Below are 20,981 nucleotides of genomic sequence, written 5' to 3' on the forward strand. Positions count from 1 at the left end.
AAGTCACCAAGGATCCAAGCGCCCGACCACTCGTGGTGGCCTCCTGGCATCGCTCGATGGAATACGAGGTGAAGCCGGGCAGCCTCGACGCCCCGTACCTGGACAACCCCAATCTGGACAGCCACCTCGCCAGGGCGGCGCTGCCGATCCTGGACCGGCTGCACGAGCAGCTCGCCGACGACCCCGTCTCCACGATGATCACAGACCGCAACGGTGTGGTCCTCTCTCGCAGGGTCTCCCATGAGGGGCTGACGACGAACCTCAACCGCGTGCACCTGGCACCGGGCCATGTGTTCGCCGAGCGCTACGTGGGCACCAACGGCATCGGGACCGCGCTGGCCAGCGGCCGCCCGGTCATGATCGCCGGAATGGACCACTACGTCGAGGCGCTGCGGGACTTCCGCTGCGCGGCCGTACCGATCCTGCATCCCACCCGGCGCACCCTGCTGGGGACCTTCAACCTCACCACCATCCGTCACGGCTCCGACGGCATGCTGATGGCCTTCGCCCGCTCGGTCGCGGCCCAGATCGAGGCCGAGATCGCGGCGATCACCTCGCGGCGCGAGCGGGCTCTTTTCCAGCACTACATGGACGCGTGCTCCTCTGCGCGCCCGGGACCCGTGCTGGCCCTCAACCGTGATGTCGTCATGATGAACGAGCAGCTCAGCGCGGCCGTGACCGGGCCGGATCACTATGCGCTGCTCGACCATGCCCGCGAGATCGCCGACCATCCCCGGCTGGAGGGGACCCGTAGCATCGCCCTGCCCTCGGGACGGGTCGCCGAACTCAGGGTCAGTCGCTGCCGGCGCGAGGACAGCGACGCGGGCGCCGTCCTCCGAGTCCGGCTGATCGGACGGCCCCAGCCCACACCTGCGGTTTCCGCCGCGCCCGCCCGCTCCAACCTGGGACTGGTGGGCTCGTCCCCGCACTGGCTGCGCGCCGTCGCCGACAGCGAAACAGCGTTCGTCACCGGGGCATGGCTTCATCTGCTGGGCGAAGCCGGCGTCGGCAAGAGAACGCTGGTCGAGGCCCTGCACCGAGCCCACGGCGCCGGACGTCTGCTGGAGCTGAGGCAGGCGCCACTGTCCGATGCACCGGCCGTCACCGAGCGCTGGCTGCATGACATCGAAGAGCTGCTCGCCGTGCCGTCCCACGTGCTAGTCCTGAGCGATGTCCACCTGCTGGGCGACCAGCTGCGGCAGCGGCTGACGAACCTGCTGGTGCGGCTGGACGGCAACGCGCCCGGGCAACTGGTCATGACCAGCCAGCCCTCACAGGTCGGCGCCGACGACCAGCTCGACCAGTGCTGTGGCGCCTCGGTGGTGGTGCCTCCCCTGCGTCATCGCTATGGGGACACCGAGCACCTGGCGCGGTTCTTCCTGCGCAAGTACCGGCCGAGCGGCGAGAGCTGGTTCTCCCCGAATGCGCTGACCATGCTGCAGCGATGTCCCTGGCCGGAGAACGTCCGGCAGCTCGAGTCGGTGATCCGGGGCCTGGCGCGGCGGCCTTCGGGCCGGATGATCCACATGGAGGACCTGCCGCCGGAATGCCGGGTGTCGTCGAACAAGGTCCTCACCACCATCGAGGCGCTGGAACGCGACGCCATTCTGCGTGGGTTGGTGGACCGCAACTCCAACGTCCAGCGCACCGCGCAGGACCTCGGGATCTCCCGCGCCACGATGTACCGCAAGATGCGCCGCTACGGGATCGTCCCGTCGAACCTGACGTGACGGGCCGTTCCGGCTGCAGACCGTGGCGTGCGGCGTCTGCTACTTGGTCCGCCGCATGAGGGCGAAACGTGTGTTGTCGCCGTAGACCCCGCTCTCGTCGCCGCGGACCCCGTACCGCTTCTGAAACAGGGTCACTGCCGCTCGGACCCCCGTGTCGTAGCGGCCGTCGATCGGGCCACCGTCGTAGATGTCCGGTACTTGCAGGAGACGTACCTGCAACTCGTAGACGCCGTGGCCGCTGTCGCCTTGGCGTAGGACGCCCGTGCCCGGGATTTCGGGGAGTGGCGGGTCCGGTGTGCCGGGCTGTGAGTGGTTCGTCCGCCCTGGAGCCTGGGGAGAGGGGCCCTTCGGCGCGGGAGTCACAGGCACTGGGGTTTCCATGCGCCCGGGAGGCGAAGAGGACGTCGCAGGCTCGGCGTTGTGGTCGGTCAGCAGCCAGGAGGCGAGGATCAACCCGCTGGCCGCGCCCAGCCCGAAGACTCCGGTGACGTGCAGGTTCCTGCGGCTGTTGGCTCGCCGCCGTCTGCCACCGGTCCTTCTTCCGTGTGCGCGGACAGGCGGAGCAGATCCCTCGGAGGGCGCGGTGGCGAGCTGCTCGGGTGGGAAGGCCGGACAGGAGGGGGAGTCCGACCAGGCGGTGCGCGGCCGGGAACTCCTGCTTTGCCCACTCTCCTGCCAGGGAGCCCGAGTGGGGAGAGCCACAGTCGGTGCGACTGCTTCCGGGCCCGGTCCGCCGGCCGTCGGCGGCCTTCCCACCGACGGCGGTGGGACGGCCTCCAGCCCTCTGGGCAACCCCGGTGTCTCCGCCACGACAGCCTGCGGGGTGTTGGCCCGGGGCGCGCCGCCGGTCGGCGGCAATTCAGCGGCAGTTGGCCGGCGGGGCCCCGGAGGCCCTGGCCGCATGCCCGACGACACACGTCTCACCGGCAGTGCCGGGCGGGATGCGGAGGAAGCGGGGGCCGAGGACGGGCGCAGGGCCGGCTGGGAAGAGCGGGCATCCCCGGTCGGGGAACCGTGCCCGCTTTGGGGTCGGGACGAACCCTCGGTGTGTTCCTGCGGCTCTTCGCGCAGGAGGTCGGCGCGTGCGGCATCCAAAGCGTCCAGCACGGCTTGGAAGGAGTCCCTGATCTCCTGCGCGATGTCAGGGTCTGAGGCGGGAGTCCGCTCAGGGTTGGCGTCGTCGGGACCCACCGCTGCCTCCTCAGCTTGTCCTGTTCCTGAAAGGCCGATGCTTCGTCAGCGGCGGTCAGGTACCAGGGGTCGGATGGTGACGAGGACCTCTGCACAGGGCGCCCAAGTGGCGGGAGCCCCACCTTCTTGTCTCGGAGGCAGATACGTAGGCCACGCGGCTTTGCCTCATCCCCGGCCGGGGTTGTAACCCACGCCTCATCCCATGCCAGGTTCTCGTCCTCTACGGGATCCGTCCGCAGGAGTGTGACGTCGTCCTGGTAGTCCGTCGACATCAGCCTCCGACGGAGTTACCTACCCCACTTTTCTGATCGCGGCTGAGCACTCATTCGATCCGCCCCGTTGACCCCGGTAACCGGTGACCCGCCCGCAGACCGGTAAGGAAGGGAGGTCCGCACATGTGGAAGATCGGTCCGAAACGAACCAAGTGGCGTCTCCCCTGCGCTGACTGCTGCCCGGCTTGGGGACACCTTCTCTCCCGTCGGCTCAAGGACTGAGATCGGTCGCTTCATGGACTACTGCATCCCGTGCAACCGCACGCTCAACGGCGCCGTAACCTGCCCGGAGTGTGGGGCATACGACCCTGACATGGCACAGCCGAGCGACCGGACGGACGGTGCTCCGGCCGTCGACGTCGCGATGTTGGAGGTCCGCTCCAGTGCGGGGCCGAGCTCCTCTCCATCCCCCCTTCCCGGGTCACCGGCGCCCTCACAAGACCTTCCGGAAGACGCCCGTCCGGCGCGGCGGAGAAAGTACGCCGTCCGGTCTCTTGCCGCAGCCGCCTTCACCCTCATCGGAGGCCTGGCCACCGCCTCGGTGCTTTCCCAGCCGACAGCCCCACGGGCAGCCTCGATCCCGGCACCGTCATCCCCCGACGAGCCAGGGGTCCCCGTCACCGATTCACCCGCTTCACCTGCTGCATCGGAGCGTGCGACCACGCACCCGGCCCGAAAAGGCGTCCGGGACCGAAACGGTGACGGAATCCGGCGTCCCGTTCCGACGGCGACTCGCAGCGAGTCACCGGCCTCCCGCCCTCCCGCCACCACCGGTGCGCCCCCGCCAGAGAAGGCCAAACCGACCCCTCGGACCTCCAGTAGCCGCCGTGGCTCGCCCTCGCGGACGGCAACCCCGTCCGCGACGCCCTCCGCCAGTCCTTCGGGCGGCGTCAGCACCTCTCCCTCCGTCAGTGGCTCACCGAGTGGCCGAAGTTGAGCCGGGGGCTGAGTCACCGGCCGGGCTGCCCTCTCCGTCGTCACCCGACGGAAAGGGCAGCCACTGGGGCTTCGTTCTCCTCAGTCGGACTCGCGCTGAGCGCCGTGGTCCTGAATGAACACGGCGAATGCGACCGAACCGGTTTTCTGCGGGGGTATGAATCGCTGCTCCAGGATGCGGGCGAGATCCTCCAGCGCGGTGCGCAGTATGTTCCCGCACAGCCGCACGTCGTCCCGTTCGGTGGTGACCGCCAGTTCGGCGAGTTCCTCCGCATAGCGGATGTTGTTGGCAAGGGACGTGTGCGCGTCGCCGTCGTGGAAGTAGTAGGACTCGGCGTACTGGAGGAAATCGACGGAGACGGTCGCCACGCCAGAGGCGAGGCTCTCGAGGATGGCCGCTCCGGCGGCGGAGTCCATTTGCCGCTTCGTGGGCCGGGTGCGCCGCAGGTGCGACAGGCGCAGGGCCAGCGCTCGGCGGCGGGCGAGGGCGGGGTAGATGCCGAGAACCCAGGTGACGGTGGCGGTCAGCAGGGCGAAGCCGACGATGGCTTCCATGGGGTGGAGAACGCGCACCCATCCGGTTTCCGGGGTGATGTCACCCAGGCCGAGGGTGGCCACGGTGACCATGGAGATGTAGAGCGCGTCCGGGAAACCGGCGTGTTCGGCCGGTTCGAGGCCGGTGCTGAAAGAGAAGGCGTCGGGCAGGTGCGGCCAGTAGATGAGCGCCCAGCCGACCGTGACGGTGGACGCCCACAGCGCCACGACCGTGACCATGGCGAGCGGTCCGGCCAGCCCGGCCGCGCGACGACGGCCCAGCCGTGAGGACAGTCGCCAGAACACCATCATGACGCGTCGGCTCAGTCCGCCGTCGCGTGTGGGATGCCAGAGCGTGTGAAAGACATCCCGCAGGCCGACCATGACGAGCCCGGCTCCTGCCAGCGTGACAAGCCACTTCATCGAGGTGTCTGATCCCTCTCCGGTCGGTGATCGAAGGCAGCTCGCCTGACGTGACGAGCCCTCTGACCCGTGCCCTGCCGTCTTTCGATCATGCTTTGGCCGTAGGCGGCATCTCGTCCGACCCGTCAGCGGCCGAAGACGTCGGCGAACCTGCGCCCGTCGACGACGGGGTAGCCGAAGTCCGTCGCGTTGAAGGCCGTGGCGTTCGTGCTGGTCAAGCCCGTGGTCGCGCCACGCAGGACCCAGGCCGCGCCGTCGTCGTATCCCTCGGGCAGGACGTCCTCGCCGAACGCGCCGACGGCCAGGTCCGCCCTGCCGTTGCCGTTGATGTCACGCAGCCGCAGCGAGGAACCGAAGTGGTCGCCCGCCTCGGCGGCGCCCGGCACACCCGGGGTGGCCTGGTGGAAGGACTGGGCGCCGTTCGTGGTCAGGCCCCCCGAACCGCCCTTCAGCAGGACGACGGCGGTCGCGGCCCGTAGGCTGCCCGGTCGGCCGGGCAGCCTACGGTGATCACGCCGGTCGGGTTCCGGGCATTCGGCGTCCGGTCAGTGCGCGAGTTCGCGGTTGATGACCTCGAATATCTCGGCCAGGGGTGCGGGCAGGTGCATTTCGTGGTGCGTGGCGTGCACGTCGTGCACCTGGATGTCGCCGAGGACGTACGGCCGCCACAGGTGGTCGTACATGTCGTCCTTGAGCGTCGCGTTGAAGAACAGCACGTCGCCGCGGTAGACCGGGGACTCGAACTTCATCATGACGGACATGTTGTTCGCCAGGACCTTCGACATGTCGTCCAGGAACTCGTCCTGGTTGTCGGTGCTGATGTACTGACCGAAGTATTCCTCCAACTCCTCCCGGTACTCCCACAGTTCCTTGCCTGCGTGGATGTCGGAGAACCCCTGCCCGCCGGGGTGCGAGTCGAGGATGGCCATCAGTGCGACCTCGTGCCCGCGCCGGTCGAGCGCTTCCGCCACGGCGTGCCCGACCGTGCCGCCGTAGGACCAGCCGATCAGGTGGTAGGGCCCCTCCGGCTGGACCTCGAGGATCTGGGCGACGTAGTCCTCGACCATCTCCTCCACCGACGCCGCGGGCACGTCCGTGCCGTTGGAGCCGCGGGCCTGCAGAGCATAGGCGGGCCGGTCCCGCAGGAACGTCGCGAAACTGAAGTACGCCCAGCCCAGTCCGCCCCCTCCGTGGAAGAACCACACCGGAGGCCTGCCCGTGCCGGGGTCGTGATTCACCGGCAGCACCACCCCGTACGGGTCGGCGACATCGTCGGGGATGGCACCGGTGAGCAGCAGCGCGGCCAGCTCCGCCACCGTGGGGAACTTGATGATGGTCCGCAGGGGCACGTTGACGGCGAACTGGTTGCGGATGCGGCTGCTGAGCCGGGTGGCGAGGAGCGAGTGCCCGCCGAGCGCGAAGAAGTTGTCCTCGACGCCGACCTTGTCCAGGCCGAGCAGCTCGGCGAAGATCGCGCACAGCTTCTCCTCGTGCGAGTTGCGCGGCTCCCGGCTGACCGTGACCGTGGTGTTCGCGTCCTGCGTCGGCAGAGCGAGCCGGTCCGTCTTGCCGTTCGGGGTCAGCGGGATCTCGGCGAGCGGGATCACAGCGGACGGCACCATGTAGTCCGGCAGACGTTCCCGCAGGTACGCGGACAGTTGGGCGGGCAGTGCCTGGGGGTCGGCCTGCGTGGCATCGGGCGCGGGCACCACGTACCCCACGATGCGCTTGTCGCCCTCGTGGTTCTCCAGCACCGCGGCCGCCGCCTGTGCGACGCCGGGGTGCCCGGCCAGTACGTGCTCGATCTCGCCCAACTCGATCCTGAACCCGCGGATCTTGACCTGGAAGTCGCTGCGCGCGATGTACTCGAGCCGACCGTGCCTGTCCCACCGCACCAGATCTCCGGTGCGGTACATCCGCGCGCCGGCCGGGCCGAAGGGGCAGGCGACGAACCGCTCGGCGGTCAGCTCCGGCCGGCCCTGGTATCCGCGGGCCAGTCCGTCGCCCGCGATGTACAGGTCGCCCTGCACACCGCGGGGAACCGGGCATAGCCGTGCGTCGAGCACGTACACCTGGGTGTTCCCGACCGGTGTCCCGATCGGCGGCACGCCCGCCCCCGCCGTCACGGGCGCCGTCGTCGACCAGATCGTCGTCTCGGTCGGGCCGTACCAGTTGCTCACCTCGGCGGCCTGCTCGGCCAGCGTCTCGGCCAGCCGTACCGGCAGTGCCTCACCGCCGACCATGATCCGCAGTCCCCGCAGGGCGTCCGGCCGGTGCGTCGTGAGCATCTGCCAGAACGCGGGGGTGGCCTGCGCCACGGTGACGTCGTGGCGGCTCATCAGCGCCGTCACGGCCGAAGGATCGGTGACGGTTTCCCTTCCCGCCACCACCACCGCCGCTCCGCGGATCAGCGGAAGGTACAACTCGGTGCCCGCGATGTCGAACGACACCGTGGTGTTGAACAGCATGCGGTCCGCGGACGACAGCGTGATCCGGCGCTGCGTCGTCGCCAGGTAGTTCGCCAGCGCGCGGTGCGGGATCGCCACGCCCTTGGGGGTTCCCGTGGAGCCCGATGTGTAGATCACGTAGGCGGTGTTCTCCGGCCGTACGAGCACCTCGGGCGCCGAATCCGGGTAGCCGTCCCGGTCCGCGTCGGTCAGCGCGTCGGTGTCGAGCACCAGTACCGGCTCGGCATGGTCGAGCACGTGGTCGATCCGCGAGCGCGGGTAGTCGGGGTCGATCGGGACGTAGGCCCCGCCGGCCTTCAGTACCGCCAGCAGCGCCACCACCAGCTCTGCGGACCGGGGCAGGCACACGGCGACCAGTGACTCCGGCCGAACCCCGCGCCCGACCAGCCAGTGCGCGAGCCTGTTCGACCGTGTGTCCAGCTCCTGGTAGGTGAGGGAGGTTTCCTCACCGATGACGGCGAGTGCCCCCGGTGTCGCCCGCGTCTGCTCGCGCACCGCTTCCACGAGGCCGGGTTCGAGCGTCGGTTCGGCGGTGTCGTTCACCTCGACCAGCAGCCGCTGCCGTTCCTGCTCACTCAGCACGTCGACGTCCCCGACGGACCTGTCCGGATCGGCGGCCACCTGCCGCAGCACACGCGCGAAACGCTCCGCCATGGCCTCGACCGTCTCCCGGTCGAACAGCCTCGTCGCGTACTGGATGTCACCGTAGAGCGCACCGGTGTCGTCGGTGTTCATGCTGAAGAACAGGTCGACCATGGTCTTCGTGGTGAGGGCCTGCTGCAGTTCCACGTCGAGCCCGGGGAAGTCCAGGGTGGGCTTCGCGAAGTTCTGCCAGCCGCACATCACCTGGAACAGCGGCCGGTACGCCGCGGAGCGGTCCGGGTTGATCGACTCGACCAGTACGTCGAACGGTGCGTCCTGGTGCTCGTAGGCCGCCAGCGCCTTGACGCGCACCTGGGTGAGCAGGTCGGTGAAGGAGGGGTCGCCGGAGAGGTCCACGCGCAGCACCAGATTGTTGACGAAGCAGCCGACCAGGTCGCCCAGGGCCTCGTCGGTCCGCCCGGCGATGGGGCTGCCGACCGGCACGTCGTCCCCGCCGCCGAGCTTGGACAGCAACACGGCCAGCCCGGTCTGTACGACCATGGACATGGTCATTCCGCGATCGGCGGCGAGCTTCTCCAGGCCGGACGTCACTCCCGGCTCCACGACGAAGCCGACCGTGTCGCCGTCCGTCGAGAACTCCGCGGTCCGCGGCCGGTCCAGTGGCAGCTTCAGCGGCTGCGGCACTCCTGCCAGCTCCTTGCGCCAGTACTCGAGCTGCGCCGCGCCCAGACTGCCCGGGTCCGCGAGGTCGCCGAGGACCTCGCGCTGCCACAGCGTGTACTCCTTGTACTGCACCGGCAGCGGCTCCCAGCCGGGCGCCCGGCCCTTGCGACGGGCGCCGTACGCCTCGGCGAGGTCTCGCACCATCAGCCCCGCGGAGGTGCCGTCCGTGGCGATGTGGTGGACGACCAGGACCAGGAGGTGTTCCTGCGGCGAGATGCGCAACAGGTGGGGGCGGAAGGGGATTTCGGCCGCGAGGTCGAACCCGTGCGCGACCGCCTCGTCGACGGCGCCGGCCACGGCCTCGGGAGCCACCTCGGCCACTTGGAACCGCAGTTGTGTCAGCGCTTCCGGCATCGGGAGGATCCGCTGGAAGGGCTCGCCCCCCTCGTCCACCACGTACGTGGTGCGCAGGCTCTCGTGCCGGTCGACCACGTCGTGGACCGCCGCGACGAGGGCCGCCTCGTCCAGTGTCCCGGTCAGCCGCAGCGCCGTCGGCATGTTCCAGGTCTCCTCACCGTCCAACTGGTGGAGGAACCAGTAGCGGCGTTGTACGTACGACAGCGGAATCATTGCTTCACTCCTTTACGAACATCTGGCGCAGGCTGGGGCGACGGGGAGCGGCCGGTGCCTGTGACCAGGGCGCGAGCTCGGCCACCGTCGGCAGGTCGAAGACCTTTCCGATCGGTATCTCGATCCCCAGCTCGGCCCGGGCGCGGCTGATGAGCCGGGTGGCGAGCAGGGAGTGCCCCCCGAGCTGGAAGAAGTCGTCGTCGAGACCGACCCGCTGCACCTCCAGCACCTCGGCGAACAGCTCGGTCAGGGCTTTTTCGCGCTCGGTGCGCGGGGCACGGTAGGCGGTGCCGGTGAACTCGGGCTCGGGCAGCGCGGCGCGGTCCAGCTTGCCGTTGGGCATCAGCGGCAGCCGGTCCAGCACCATGAAGTGGGACGGCACCATGAACTCGGGCAGCCGCTCGGCGACGAACCGGCGGAGCTTCTCGGATTCGGTCTCTCCGGACGCCACCACGTACGCGACGAGCTGCGTGCCGTTGCCCGCCGCCTGCCGGGCGACGACGACGGCCTGGGCGATCTCGGGGTGCGCGGTGAGTGCGGCCTCGACCTCGCCGGGCTCGACACGGTAGCCGCGCACCTTGACCTGCGCGTCCCCGCGGCCCACGTAGGTCAGTTGGCCCTCGCTCAGGCGGGCCAGGTCGCCGGTGCGGTACATGCGTGCGCCGGCCGGGCCGAACGGGTCGGCGACGAATCGCTCGGCGGTCAGGTCGGCGCGGCCGTGGTAGCCGCGGCCCACGGCCCCGGCGACGTACAGCTCACCGACCTGGCCCGGCGGCACCGGGTTGAGACCGGGACTGAGGACGTAGGCCCGCATGTTGCCGAGCGGGGTGCCGATGGGCGCGCTGCCCGTCCAGTCCCGTGTGTCGCCGTCGACGGTGAAGGCGGTGGCGTAGAACGACTCGCTCTGCCCGTAGGCGTTGACGATCCGTACCCCCGGGAAGGCGTTCTGCACCGCCTTCACGAGCGAGGGGGGCAGGGCCTCGCCCGCGAAGACGACGGTCTCCACGCTGGTGCCGGCGCGGATGCCGTCGACGAGTTCGGCGAAGGCGGACGGGACGGTGGAGATGACGCCGCCGCTCCAGCTCTTCCGTTCGCCCAGGACCAGGACGTCCCGGACCAGTTCGACGATGCCGCCGGTGGCGAGGGTCGTGAAGATCTCGAACACCGAGACGTCGAAGTTCACGGAAGTGCCCGCCAGGAGCCGTTTGCCCGGCTCCATGCCCACGCGGGGGGCGAGTTGCAACACGCCGTTGACCACGTTCGCATGGGTGATGGCGACGCCCTTGGGCGTGCCCGTGGAGCCGGAGGTGTACATCACGTACGCCAACTGCTCTGCGTGCACCGCCGGTTGGGGACCAGTGGCAGTCCCTGACAGGTCGAGCGCGTCGAGGAGGACACGGCGGGCGTCGTGTTCCGGCAGCGCCGCGACGGTCGTGGAGTGGGTCAGGACCAGGTGCGGCTGCGCCCGGTCGAGGATGGCCGCGAGGCGGTGGCTCGGGTAGTTGGGGTCGACCGGCAGATAGGCACCGCCGGCCTTCAGGACGGCGAGCAGGGCGATCACCAGGTCCGCCGACCGCGGCAGCGACACCGCCACCAGCGTCTCCCGGCGCACGCCGAGGCCGGCCAGTTCACGCGCCAGGCGGTCGGCCCGGGCGTTCACCTCGCGGTACGTGAGCGACTCCCCGTCGGCGATGACGGCGACCTCGTCCGGTGTCCGGGCCGCCTGTGCCTCGACGAGGCCGGTGATGGTGACGTCGGGAGTGGTGACGGCCGTGTCGTTGAAGTCGGCGAGGAGGCTGACGGACTCGGCCAACTCCGCGCTTTCGAGCTGAGCGACCGTCAGTTCGGGTGTGGCCGCCAGGCGTTCCAGGATGCGCACGAAGCGGGCCGCGTACGCCTGCACGGTGTCCCGGTCGAAGGCACCGGGTGTGTACTGCAGAAGGAACTGCAGGTGCGACTCGACCGCCGCCATCAGAGCCAGCGGGTAGTGGGTGCCGTTGTTCGGACGCAGGCCGGTGATGGCGATTCCGCCGGCGGCCTCGGTGGCGGCGCCGATGCCCTCCTGGTCGACCGGGTAGGACTCGAAGACGACCAGCGTGTCGAAGAGGGACGGCAGCCCGACGGACTGCTGGATCTCCGTGAGGCCGTAGTGGTGGTGCTCCAGAAGGCCGGCCTGCCTGCTCTGGAGGCGGGTGAGGACCTCGACGAAGGTGTCGCCGGGTGCGTACCGCACGCGCACGGGCAGGGTGTTGATGAACATCCCGACCATCGACTCGACGCCCGCCACCGCGGCCGGACGCCCCGACACGGTGGCCCCGAAGACCACGTCCTGGCGGCCGGTGAGCTGGCCGAGCAGCAGCGCCCAGGCGCCCTGGACCAGGGTGTTGACGGTGATGCCCCACTCGGAGGCCCGCCGGTTGAGTTCACCGGACACCTCCTGCGGGAGGGCGAACTCGATCTGGTCGAGGCCGTCGTCGGCCGCGGCTCCCGGCGCGAGCAGAGTCGCCTCCTCGACGCCGTCGAGTTCGGCCGCCCAGGCGCGTGCGGCCTCGTCCTGGTCCTGCCGTGCGCGCCAGGCCAGGAACTCGCCGAAACCGCGCGTGGCGGGCAGGCCGTCCCCGTCGCCGCGGGATGCGTAGAACAGCAGCAGGTCCTGCAGCAGCAGGGGCGTGGACCAGCCGTCGTACAGGGCATGGTGGACGGTCATCACGAGTTCGGACCGGCCGGGTTCCAGGACCACGAGGGCCAGCCGCATCAGCGGCGGGGTGTCCAGGTCGAAGTGGGCGGCCCGGTCCGCGGTGAGGAACTGCTCGAGCGCCGCGGTCCGTTCCGCCTCACCGTGTCCGCTCAGGTCGAGGTGGCGCCACGGCAGGTCAACTCCGTCCGCGGGTACCACCTGTACGAAACCGCCCCCTGCCTGGTTGACGAACGCCGCACGGAGGTTGGCGTAGCGCCCCAGCAGTGCCTGCCCGGCCCGACGCATCCGCTCGGGGTCCACGTCTCCGGCGAGATGGAACACCAGCTGTACGTGATAGGCGTCGAACGAGGGGCCCGCCAGCATCGAGTGGAAGAGGATCCCGGACTGCGCCGGGGTCACCGGCCACACCTCGGCGAGGTGGCCGAACCGGTCCTCCCAGGCGTCGATCTCCTGTTGGCTCACGTCGACCAGGGGCGCGTCCGTCGGCGTCATGCCGCCGGCGCCCGGTGTCGCGGCGTGCCGGGCCAGGGCGGTCAGCGCCTGGGTCCACAGCCCGGCCAGCTCGGTGACTTCGTCGCGGGAGAGCACACCGGTGGGGAAGCCGAAGTAGGCGGTCAGCTCCTCACCGCCCGGGGTGCTGGTGGCGACCGCGTTGATCTCCAGCGCCGACAGCACCGGCATGTCGGCGTCCGGTGCGGCGATCAGATCCTGCTGTGTGGTGTCGGGGGCCCAGCCCAGGCCGCGCAGTTCCTCTGGGATGTCCGCGCCGGACGTCCGGCCGAGGTAGTTGAACCCGATCTGGGGTTCCCGGTCCGCGGCCAGTGCGGCGGCGGTCCGCGGGTTCAGGTGGCGCAGCAGGCCGAAGCCGATGCCGTGGTCCGGGACCGCTCGCAGCTGCTCCTTGACGGCCTTGACGGCCCGGCCGGCGGCGGGGCCACCGTCGAACGCGTCCGCCACGTCGATGCCGGTCAGGTCCAGGCGCACCGGATACATCGCGGTGAACCATCCGATGGTTCGCGAGAGATCCGCGCCGGGCGCCACCTGCTCCTCCCGGCCGTGTCCCTCCAGCCGGACGAGCGCCGAGGCGGCGGGCACGCCCCGGTCCTGGCGCCAGCGCGCCAGCGCCAGGGCCAGCGCGGCCAGCAGCCCGTCGTCGACACCTCCGCCGAACACGGCGGGCACGGTGTCCAGCACGGCCTTGGTGACGTCGGCGGGCAGCTGGATGCGCACCGTGTCCACGGTGTCGGCGACATCCCGTGCCGGGTCCAGCTCCCGTGCTCCGAGCACCGGTTCGTCCTGGCGCAGTATCCGCTGCCACAGGGGCAGTTCCGCCGTCCGCCGCTCACTGACTGCCTCGTCGGCCAGGGCATGCGCCCACCGGCGCAGGGAGGTGCCCGCCTCTGCTGGTTCCGGGGTGCTGCCGTTGCGGACCTGCTGCCAGGCCGCGACCAGGTCGGGCACGAGGATCCGCCAGGACACCCCGTCCACGGCCAGGTGGTGCAGCACGATCAGCAGCCGGCCGGCGCCGGTGGCGGAGGTGAACCACACGAACTGCGCCATCACGCCGGCGTCCGGGTCCAGCCGGTCCGCGGCGGCATCGAGTTCGGCGTGCACATCGGCGTCTTCGTAGGGGACTTCGCGCAGCAGCGCGCCGGCGCGCACGCTGTCGGCGGGTTCGATCCGCAGGCCGGGCTCCAGCCGCACCAGCCGGGCGCGCAGCACGTCGTGCCGGTCCAGGACGGCCTGCAGGGTGGCGAGCAGCTGGGTACGGTCGATGCCGTGGGGCAGGGTCAGCATGCCGGACATGCAGAACCGGCCGAGGCCGCCGCCGAGCGCGAGCACGTGCTTGGCCGTGGGCATCAGCGGGGCCCATCCCGTGCCGCCGCCCGGCAGCTCCGCCAGGGTGACGCGTTCCGTCTCGCGTCCTGCGACCAGTTCCGCGAGCTGGGCGACCGTGGAGTGCTCGAAGATCTCCCGTGTGCTGATCTCTATGCCGCGTGCCCTGGCCCGCGCGACGATCTGGATGGAGCGGATGCTGTCCCCGCCGCTGGCGAAGAAGTCGTTGTCGACGCCGACGCTGTCCACGCCGAGCACCTCGGCGAACAGTGCGCTGAGGGTCTCCTCGACCTGGTTGCGCGGTGCCCGGCCGGTCGATGTCCGCGCGTCGTCCGGCGCGGGCAGCACCCGGTGGTTCAGTTTCCCGCTCGACGTCAGCGGCAGCTCCGAGAGCGGCACGAGTGCGTGGGGGACCATGTAGTCGGGCAGCCGCCCGCGCAGGTACCCGGGCAGCTCGACGAGCAGCGGGCCGAGCGATCTGGCCAGGGCGGGGGCGTTCGTCCGGATGCGCCCGCCGGCACCGCCGGCGACGAACGAGCCCGACACGCTCCGCCGCCCGGCCTGCTCGGGCAGGAGCACGGCGTCGAAGTAGCGCGGGTCCTGGCCCGACCAGGTGAGAACCGCGTCCCGGCCGTGCTCGCGCGCCCACGTGAGCAGTTCCTGCGGATCGACCGGCCTGCCGGGCAGGGGCGCCGGGTCGAGGAGACCCGTCCCGACGGTCAGGGCGGCCTCCTCGGTCAGGCGTGCGTTGGGTATCCCGGTCACCCGCACCGGGAGGCCCGCGCCGTCCGCGGAGTCGAGGTCGGCCAGGTCGAACACCTCTCGGCCCCACGACACGGACGGCACACCGGCCAGGTCGAGCAGGTCGGCCGGCTGCTTGTGCAGGATCACCTCGTAGCGGTGCCGGGTCAGTTCGTTCTGTGCCTGTCCGGGCTTCAGCCGGATGTCGACGGAGTCGGCTGTGGCCCGCTCGGTGAACCACTCCGGGGCGATCACCAGTTCCTGCTCGGCGAGCAGTGCCTTTTCCACCAGAGTCCGCAGTTCCTCGTGCGAGGCGTGGGGGTGCGCGGCATGCTGCACCGCGGTCTGGAAGAGACGGCAGGTCGCGGCGTTGCGGACGTCACCGACGATGATCCGGCCGCCCGGTGCGAGGAGGTCCATGGCCTGGCGCAGTACCTGGTCCAGGTACTCGGCGCTCGGGAAGTACTGGACCACAGAGTTGAGGAAGACGGTGTCGAAACCGCCCTGGGGCAGCCCGGACATGTCGTGGGCGGGCTGGGCGCTCAGACGGACCCGGTCGCCGTAGCCGGCCTGTTCGGCCTGTGCCCGGACCCGGTCGACCACGGGGGCCGAGATGTCGGTGCCCCAGTACTCCTCGACCTCACCGATGATCTTCCCGAGGAGCAGGCCGGAGCCTATGCCGATCTCCAGCACCCGCCCCGGCGCGAACTGCAGTACCTGGGCCACGGCCGCGTCCTGCCACTCCAGCATCTGCGCGCGCTCGATGGGCTCGCCGGTGTAGCTGGAGTTCCAGCCGCGGAAGTCGTCGCCCAGCCCGTCGTCGAACTCGGCGTAGTTGTCGTCGTAGATCTCGCGCCATTCGTCCACCTGGGCGTCGGCGTCGGCTGCCGCGGCATGGGGTTTGGGCACCACGTACCCCACGAGCTGGTTGCCGCCCTGCTGGTTCTCACGCACCACCACTGCCGCCTGCGCCACACCGGGGTGCGTCGTCAGCGCGTGCTCGATCTCACCCAGCTCGATGCGGAAGCCACGGATCTTGACCTGGAAGTCGGTCCGGCCGAGGTATTCGACCTGGCCGTCCCTGTTCCACCGCACCAGGTCTCCGGTGCGGTACATCCGGCTTCCCGGCTCCCCGAAGGGGCAGGCGACGAACCGGTTCGCGGTCAGCCCCCGCCGGCCGAGGTAGCCGCGGGCCAGGCCGGTGCCCGCGAGGTACAGCTCGCCCGCGACGCCGGGAGCGACCGGACGCAGCGCGGCATCCAGCACGTAGAGCCGGGTGTTCCACACCGGCGTGCCGATCGGCAGCCGGTCGGCGCCCGGCTCGTGCTGCTGGGCGGTGACCTCCACCGACGCCTCGGTGGGCCCGTAGAGGTTGTGCGCGGAACAGTTCGGCAGCAGGCCGGTGACCTTGTTGGCCAACTCGGCCGGGAACGCCTCGCCTCCAGCCTCCACCCAGCGCAGGCTGGAGCACCGTGCCGCCGCGGGTTCGGCCACGAACACCTCCAGCAGGGAGGGGACGAAGAAGGCTCCGGTCACTTCCTCCCGCCGGATCAGTTCGGCCAGGTACGCCGGGTCCCGCTGCCCGTCCGGGCGGGCGATCACCACGGCCGCGCCGGCCTGCAGCGGCGTGAAGGACTCCGGCACCGATGCGTCGAAGCTCGCCGAGGAGCTCACCAGGACCCGGTCCGCTGTACCGATGTCGAAGTACGCCCGCCGCCACGCCAGCATGTTCATGACCGACCGGTGGGCCACCTGCACACCCTTGGGGGCACCGGTGGAGCCGGAGGTGTAGATGACGTAGGCGGCGTTGTCCGGGGACAGTGACCGTTGCGGGTCGCTCTCCGGGTGTCCGGACACGTCCGGGAGCGCCTCGTCGAGCACCAGCAGCGGCTTCGCGTCGTCCAGCAGGTGGCGCACCCGGTCCTCGGGCAGCTCGGTGCCCACCGGCAGATAGGCCGCGCCCGTTTTGAGCACCGCGTAGACCGCCACAAGAAGATCCACCGAGCGAGGGATCCGCACCGCGATCAACTGCTCGGGGCCCGCCCCCCGTTCGATGAGGTGGTGCGCCAGCTGGTTGGCACGCCGGTTGAACTCCCCGTACGTCAGCCTCTCCTGCTCCCCGATCAGCGCGAGCCGGTCGGGGTCACGCTTCACCTGCGCCTCGAAGGCGTCCGGCAGCGTCTGCGCGGCCACCGGGTGCGCGGTGTCGTTGAGCTGCCGCACCAGCCGGTCCCGCTCGTCCGGCGCCAGCACCTCGACGGCGCCGACCGGCACCGACGGGTCCTCGACGACCTGCTCCAGGATGCGCACGAACCGGTCGACGAAGGTGACGGCGGTGGTGTGGTCGAACAGGTCCGCCGCGTACTCGAGCAAGCCGTGCGCGCCTCCGGACGCCTGCGGGACGATGTTGAAGAACAGGTCGAACTTGGCGGTGCCGGTCACCGCCGGGACGGGAGTGACCCGCAGACCCGGCATCTTTATCTCCGGCCACACGAACTGCCAGCCCAACACCGTCTGGAACAACGGCTGGTACGCGGTGGAGCGCTCCGGGTTGAGCTGCTCCACCAGCCGCTCGAACGGTATGTCCTGGTTGTCGTACGCGGCGAGGGCCTTGTCCCGCACCTGCGTCAGCAGGTCACCGAACGTGGGGTTCTTCGTCAGATCGGCGCGCAGCACCCAGGTGTTGACGAAGAAGCCGATCAGGTCGTCGAGTTGCTCATCGGCGCGCCCCTCGATCGGATTGCCGATCGGCACGTCCTCCCCCGCGCCCAGCTTGTTCAGCAGCACCGCCAGCGCGGCCTGGGCCACCATCGGTGCCGTGGCGCCGTGGTTGCCGGCCAGCTTCTGCATCCGGGACAGCAGCCCGGGGGCCAGCACGAAGGGGACCTCACCGCCGCGGTAGCTGGCCGAGGTCGGCCGCGGGCGGTCCAGCGGCAGGTGCAACGGCTGCGGTATCTCGGCCAGTTCCTTCTTCCAGTAGGCGAGTTGCGCCGCGGTGACGCTCTCCGGATCGTCGTCGTCCCCCAGGTACTGCTGCTGCCACAGCGTGTAGTCCTTGTACTGCACCGCGAGCGGCTCCCACTGCGGCGCATCGCCCCGGTGGCGGGCCGCGTACGCCGACATCAGGTCCCGCAGGAACGGCCCCATCGACGCCCCGTCCGCGGCGATGTGGTGGAAGACGAACACCAGGACGTACTCGTGCGCGGCGACCTGGAAGACGGTCGTGCGCAGGGGAAGCTCGGTCACCACGTCGAACGTCTCGCGCGCGGTCTCGCGCACCGCGGCGTCCACCGCGTCCGCGGCCACCCGGACCACCCGGAAGGGCAGGACCGCCTCCCGCACGGGCACGATGCGCTGCTCCCCCGTGCCGTCGGAGTTCTCGACGACCAGGGTGCGCAGGCTCTCGTGCCTCGTCGCGACATCCGTGACCGCCGCGGCCAGGGCCGTCGTGTCCAGCGTCCCCTCCAGGCGCAGCACGAACGGGACGTTGTAGGTCGCGGACGGGCCTTCCAGCTTGTGAAGGAACCACATCCGGCTCTGGGCGAAGGACAACGGGATCATCGACGGTTCTCCTGTACGGTCATCTGTCGCGGCTGCGGATGTTTCGACGGGGCCGGCTCAGTGATCTGCTCGCGCCGGCCGGGCGAGCGGTCGGATTGCGGAACACCGCTGTGACCTGCACGCCGGCGTCGACGGACTTCTTCCTTGGGTTGCGCGGTTCCCGTCCGTTCGCGGCCCCGGTGTGGCCGGGGCGGGGAGCGCGTTGCGGTCGAGCCTGCCGGTCGGGGGCGTGGGGAACTCGACCAGCGGCGTGCCCGCCAGGCGTAGGTGTACGAGCCCGTCGGCCGACTGTCGCGCGGGCCCGCCCCGGGGACGGCCGCGGGCGCCGGCCGTACGCCGCCGAGCGTGGGCGGTGTCGATCACGGGCGTGCGCGCCCCTTCGGTGTAGCGGTGCGGCTGTGCTCAGTCGACCGCCATGGCTTCCCGCAGACTCCGCGGACGCAGGTCGGTCCAGTTCTGCTCGACGTACGCTAGGCACTCGGTCCTGGTCGCCTCGCCGAAGACCACGCGCCAGCCCGCGGGTACCTCGGCGAACGCCGGCCACAGGGAGTGCTGTTCCTCGTCGTTGACCACGACGAGGAAGCGGCCGTTCTCGTCATCGAAGGGGTTCGCGCTCAACTGGCACCGTCCTGACCGTCACGAGATGACTCGGGATTGGGGAGATTCGCCGGGCCGGGTGCGAGACAGCACCTCGGCCGCGGGTCTGCCGTGCGGCGTTGTCCGGTCGACAGGACACTCGGCGTCGGTGGCGACCCCGGCGATGCACGTCACCGTAAGGACCCGGCCTTCGGCGCGACAAGGGCGGCGGGCTCGTCGGGGCCCTGGCCGTACCCCTGCATCGGCACCCGCTGGGATCCGCTGTACCCCACGCGGTTCCTGTGCCAGGATGCCGCCCCGGGTCGTGTGGTCGTGAGGAGGCCTGCCTGCGGGCTGCTCACGCCTCCCCTGGGCGGCGATGCACCTGCCTGCGCGACGGTGGGGCTGTCGTACGGTCGACTGCCCGCGGGGCCGGGCGCCGCCGCTGTCGACGCCCGGTGGGCATGGCGCACGGACGGCACGGTGTCACGTGCGCGGCACCTGATCGGCGACGGCTGCCGGACGACGGGCTCTGCCGGCCGCCAACTCGGGGCCCGTCGTCCCGTCTTGCGTGCGGGGAGGATCAGTATCCGACCGAGAACGTGGCGTCGGCTCGGTCGGTCACTGTGGAGACCGGGTCGATGCGCAGGACGTAGTCGGAGTGGCGGATGTAGCGGGTGGGCTGGTTGTGGGAGCGGAAGGAGGCCCAGGAAGCGTCGGCCAGACCGGCGGTCCGGTGGAAGGTGGCGTCCTGCGCGAAGCCACTGCTGCCGTCGTTGGTGTCGAGGCGCAGTTGGTAGTCGAAGTGCCGCAGGTAGCGGGTGGGGTAGTTGACCGACTGGAAGGAGATGCCGGTGGAATCGGCCAGCCCGGGGACGAGCTTCCACATGGAATCGGTGTACGGGTCGAAGGGGTAGGTGTCGATCCGTGCGGTGAGGTCGGCGTGGCGGACGTACCGGGCCGGGTAGTTGTACGACTTCAGCCGGTTCCAGGTGGGGGCACCCCACCGGGCGACCAGGTTCGCGTGCTCGGTACCGGTGATCGCGGCGATGGTGCAGTGCTTGGCGTTGACCGGGTGGGTGTAGAGCTTCTGGTCGACGGGGGTCCAGGTGCCGGCGGCGAGGTCGGTGGTCTGCCAGGCGTAGTAGACGCCGTTGGGGGTGTATGTGTCACCCCATAGGTACCACCTGACCGAGGTCAGGGACTTCACGAGCGTGGGGGCCTCGGTGCCGCCGTGGGCGACCGGTGTGCTGAAGGGCACGAAGCTTCCCGGGTCGAGCGAGGCGGACCGCGCACCCACGAGACTGCCATTCCTCTTGAAGTACAGGTAGTTGACGCCGTTCACACCCACTGCCATGTCACCGTCGATGACGTCGTAACCGGGGTCGAAGAAGACCTGGGGAGCGGAAACGGTGGTGAAGTCGCTGGTGTAGTTGACCATCAGCACGTTGTGGCCACTTGAATTCACGGCCGAATAGAGGATGGCGTACTGGGCGCGCGAGGCGTCCCAGAAGGCTTCCGGGGCCCAGCTGTGGGTGGCCAGGTCGTGCAGGTGGGGGCGGCGGTAGTTGGTGAAGGTGCGCAGGTCGGCGGAGTCCCAGACGTGGATGTACTGGCTGTTGTAGCTCCAGTCGGTGCCCTTGAGGTCGGTGGCCAGTACCACGAAGCCGCCGTCCCGCTTGCGCAGGATGAACGGGTCCCGCAGACCGCCGGCGCCTTGCGTCGGGGTGACGACGGGGTTGTTCTGGTTCAGCGGCATCCAGTTCAGGGAGTCCGTGCTGACGGCCAGGTGCAGACCGTAGTCGGCGCCGGTTCCCGCCGGTGATTCGGTGAAGTAGCCCATGACGTGGGCCGAGTCGGCCGCGTGGGCCGGCCGGGCACCCAGAGACAGGTCGGTGGCCAGGGCCAGGGAGGTGGCTGCCGCGGCGCCGAGGAACAGTCTGCGTGACGGCATGACCTGAGTGTGAGGATGTGCACTCATCAGCTCTCCAGGGGAGTGGGCGGGACAGGAATGGGAGCGGGCCGGGTGCGATTCGACGTGCCTTCCATTCGATATCTCGAACGCAGTTCGGATGGTCGGTCAGAAAGTAGGACCTCATCCGCGGGCCGTCAATGCCTT

9 protein-coding genes are annotated in these 20,981 nt (G+C 70.2%); 2 read left to right on the forward strand and 7 right to left on the reverse strand.

Features of this window, described 5'->3' with window-relative positions:
• Positions 1-56: 56 nt before the first annotated feature.
• Positions 57-1,730, forward strand: a complete 1,674-nt coding sequence (locus AC0ZLC_RS32165) for a sigma-54-dependent Fis family transcriptional regulator (protein WP_476755470.1) — start codon at positions 57-59, stop codon at positions 1,728-1,730.
• Positions 1,731-1,769: 39 nt separating this feature from the next.
• Here the strand turns inward: AC0ZLC_RS32165 and AC0ZLC_RS32170 are convergent, their stop codons facing one another.
• Positions 1,770-2,633 carry a peptidoglycan-binding domain-containing protein gene (locus tag AC0ZLC_RS32170; RefSeq protein ID WP_476755471.1) on the reverse strand — a complete coding sequence of 288 codons (864 nt, stop codon included), beginning with the start codon at positions 2,631-2,633 and terminating at the stop codon, positions 1,770-1,772.
• A 795-nt stretch (positions 2,634-3,428) separates the two neighbouring features.
• On the opposite strand from AC0ZLC_RS32170, the gene AC0ZLC_RS32175 reads away from it, so the two are divergent.
• Positions 3,429-4,130 (forward strand): SCO2400 family protein, encoded by a 702-nt coding sequence (locus AC0ZLC_RS32175; protein ID WP_476755472.1) that lies wholly within the window; start codon positions 3,429-3,431, stop codon positions 4,128-4,130.
• A gap of 80 nt (positions 4,131-4,210) precedes the next feature.
• On the opposite strand, the gene AC0ZLC_RS32180 is transcribed toward AC0ZLC_RS32175, so the two are convergent.
• From AC0ZLC_RS32180 to AC0ZLC_RS32205, 6 genes are all read right to left on the reverse strand, one after another.
• Complete coding sequence (locus AC0ZLC_RS32180) at positions 4,211-5,086, reverse strand: potassium channel family protein (RefSeq protein ID WP_476755473.1); 876 nt, start codon at positions 5,084-5,086, stop codon at positions 4,211-4,213.
• A gap of 125 nt (positions 5,087-5,211) precedes the next feature.
• The gene (locus tag AC0ZLC_RS32185) at positions 5,212-5,472 is read right to left on the reverse strand and encodes an integrin alpha (protein WP_476755474.1); all 261 of its coding nucleotides are present in this window, start codon (positions 5,470-5,472) and stop codon (positions 5,212-5,214) included.
• A 159-nt stretch (positions 5,473-5,631) separates the two neighbouring features.
• Positions 5,632-9,450, reverse strand: a complete 3,819-nt coding sequence (locus AC0ZLC_RS32190; protein ID WP_476755475.1) for a non-ribosomal peptide synthetase — start codon at positions 9,448-9,450, stop codon at positions 5,632-5,634.
• Positions 9,451-9,454: 4 nt separating this feature from the next.
• On the reverse strand, positions 9,455-18,286 hold the full coding sequence (locus tag AC0ZLC_RS32195) for a non-ribosomal peptide synthetase (RefSeq protein WP_476755476.1): 8,832 nt from the start codon (positions 18,284-18,286) through the stop codon (positions 9,455-9,457).
• 402 nt (positions 18,287-18,688) lie between these two features.
• On the reverse strand, positions 18,689-18,904 hold the full coding sequence (locus AC0ZLC_RS32200; RefSeq protein ID WP_476755477.1) for an MbtH family protein: 216 nt from the start codon (positions 18,902-18,904) through the stop codon (positions 18,689-18,691).
• A gap of 541 nt (positions 18,905-19,445) precedes the next feature.
• Positions 19,446-20,843, reverse strand: coding sequence for a glycoside hydrolase family 43 protein (locus AC0ZLC_RS32205; protein ID WP_476755478.1), 1,398 nt, complete (start codon positions 20,841-20,843; stop codon positions 19,446-19,448).
• Between the last annotated feature and the right edge of the window lie 138 nt (positions 20,844-20,981).

Source organism: Streptomyces sp. GLSS-08, from assembly GCF_056387915.1.

Coding starts and splice junctions, on each gene's coding strand:
- AC0ZLC_RS32175 (WP_476755472.1), top strand. CDS start 3,429: ATGGACTACTGCATCCCGTGCAACCGCACGCTCAACGGCGCCGTAACC.
- AC0ZLC_RS32205 (WP_476755478.1), bottom strand. CDS start 20,843: ATGAGTGCACATCCTCACACTCAGGTCATGCCGTCACGCAGACTGTTC.
- AC0ZLC_RS32170 (WP_476755471.1), bottom strand. CDS start 2,633: ATGCGGCCAGGGCCTCCGGGGCCCCGCCGGCCAACTGCCGCTGAATTG.
- AC0ZLC_RS32195 (WP_476755476.1), bottom strand. CDS start 18,286: ATGATCCCGTTGTCCTTCGCCCAGAGCCGGATGTGGTTCCTTCACAAG.
- AC0ZLC_RS32165 (WP_476755470.1), top strand. CDS start 57: ATGGAATACGAGGTGAAGCCGGGCAGCCTCGACGCCCCGTACCTGGAC.
- AC0ZLC_RS32190 (WP_476755475.1), bottom strand. CDS start 9,450: ATGATTCCGCTGTCGTACGTACAACGCCGCTACTGGTTCCTCCACCAG.
- AC0ZLC_RS32180 (WP_476755473.1), bottom strand. CDS start 5,086: ATGAAGTGGCTTGTCACGCTGGCAGGAGCCGGGCTCGTCATGGTCGGC.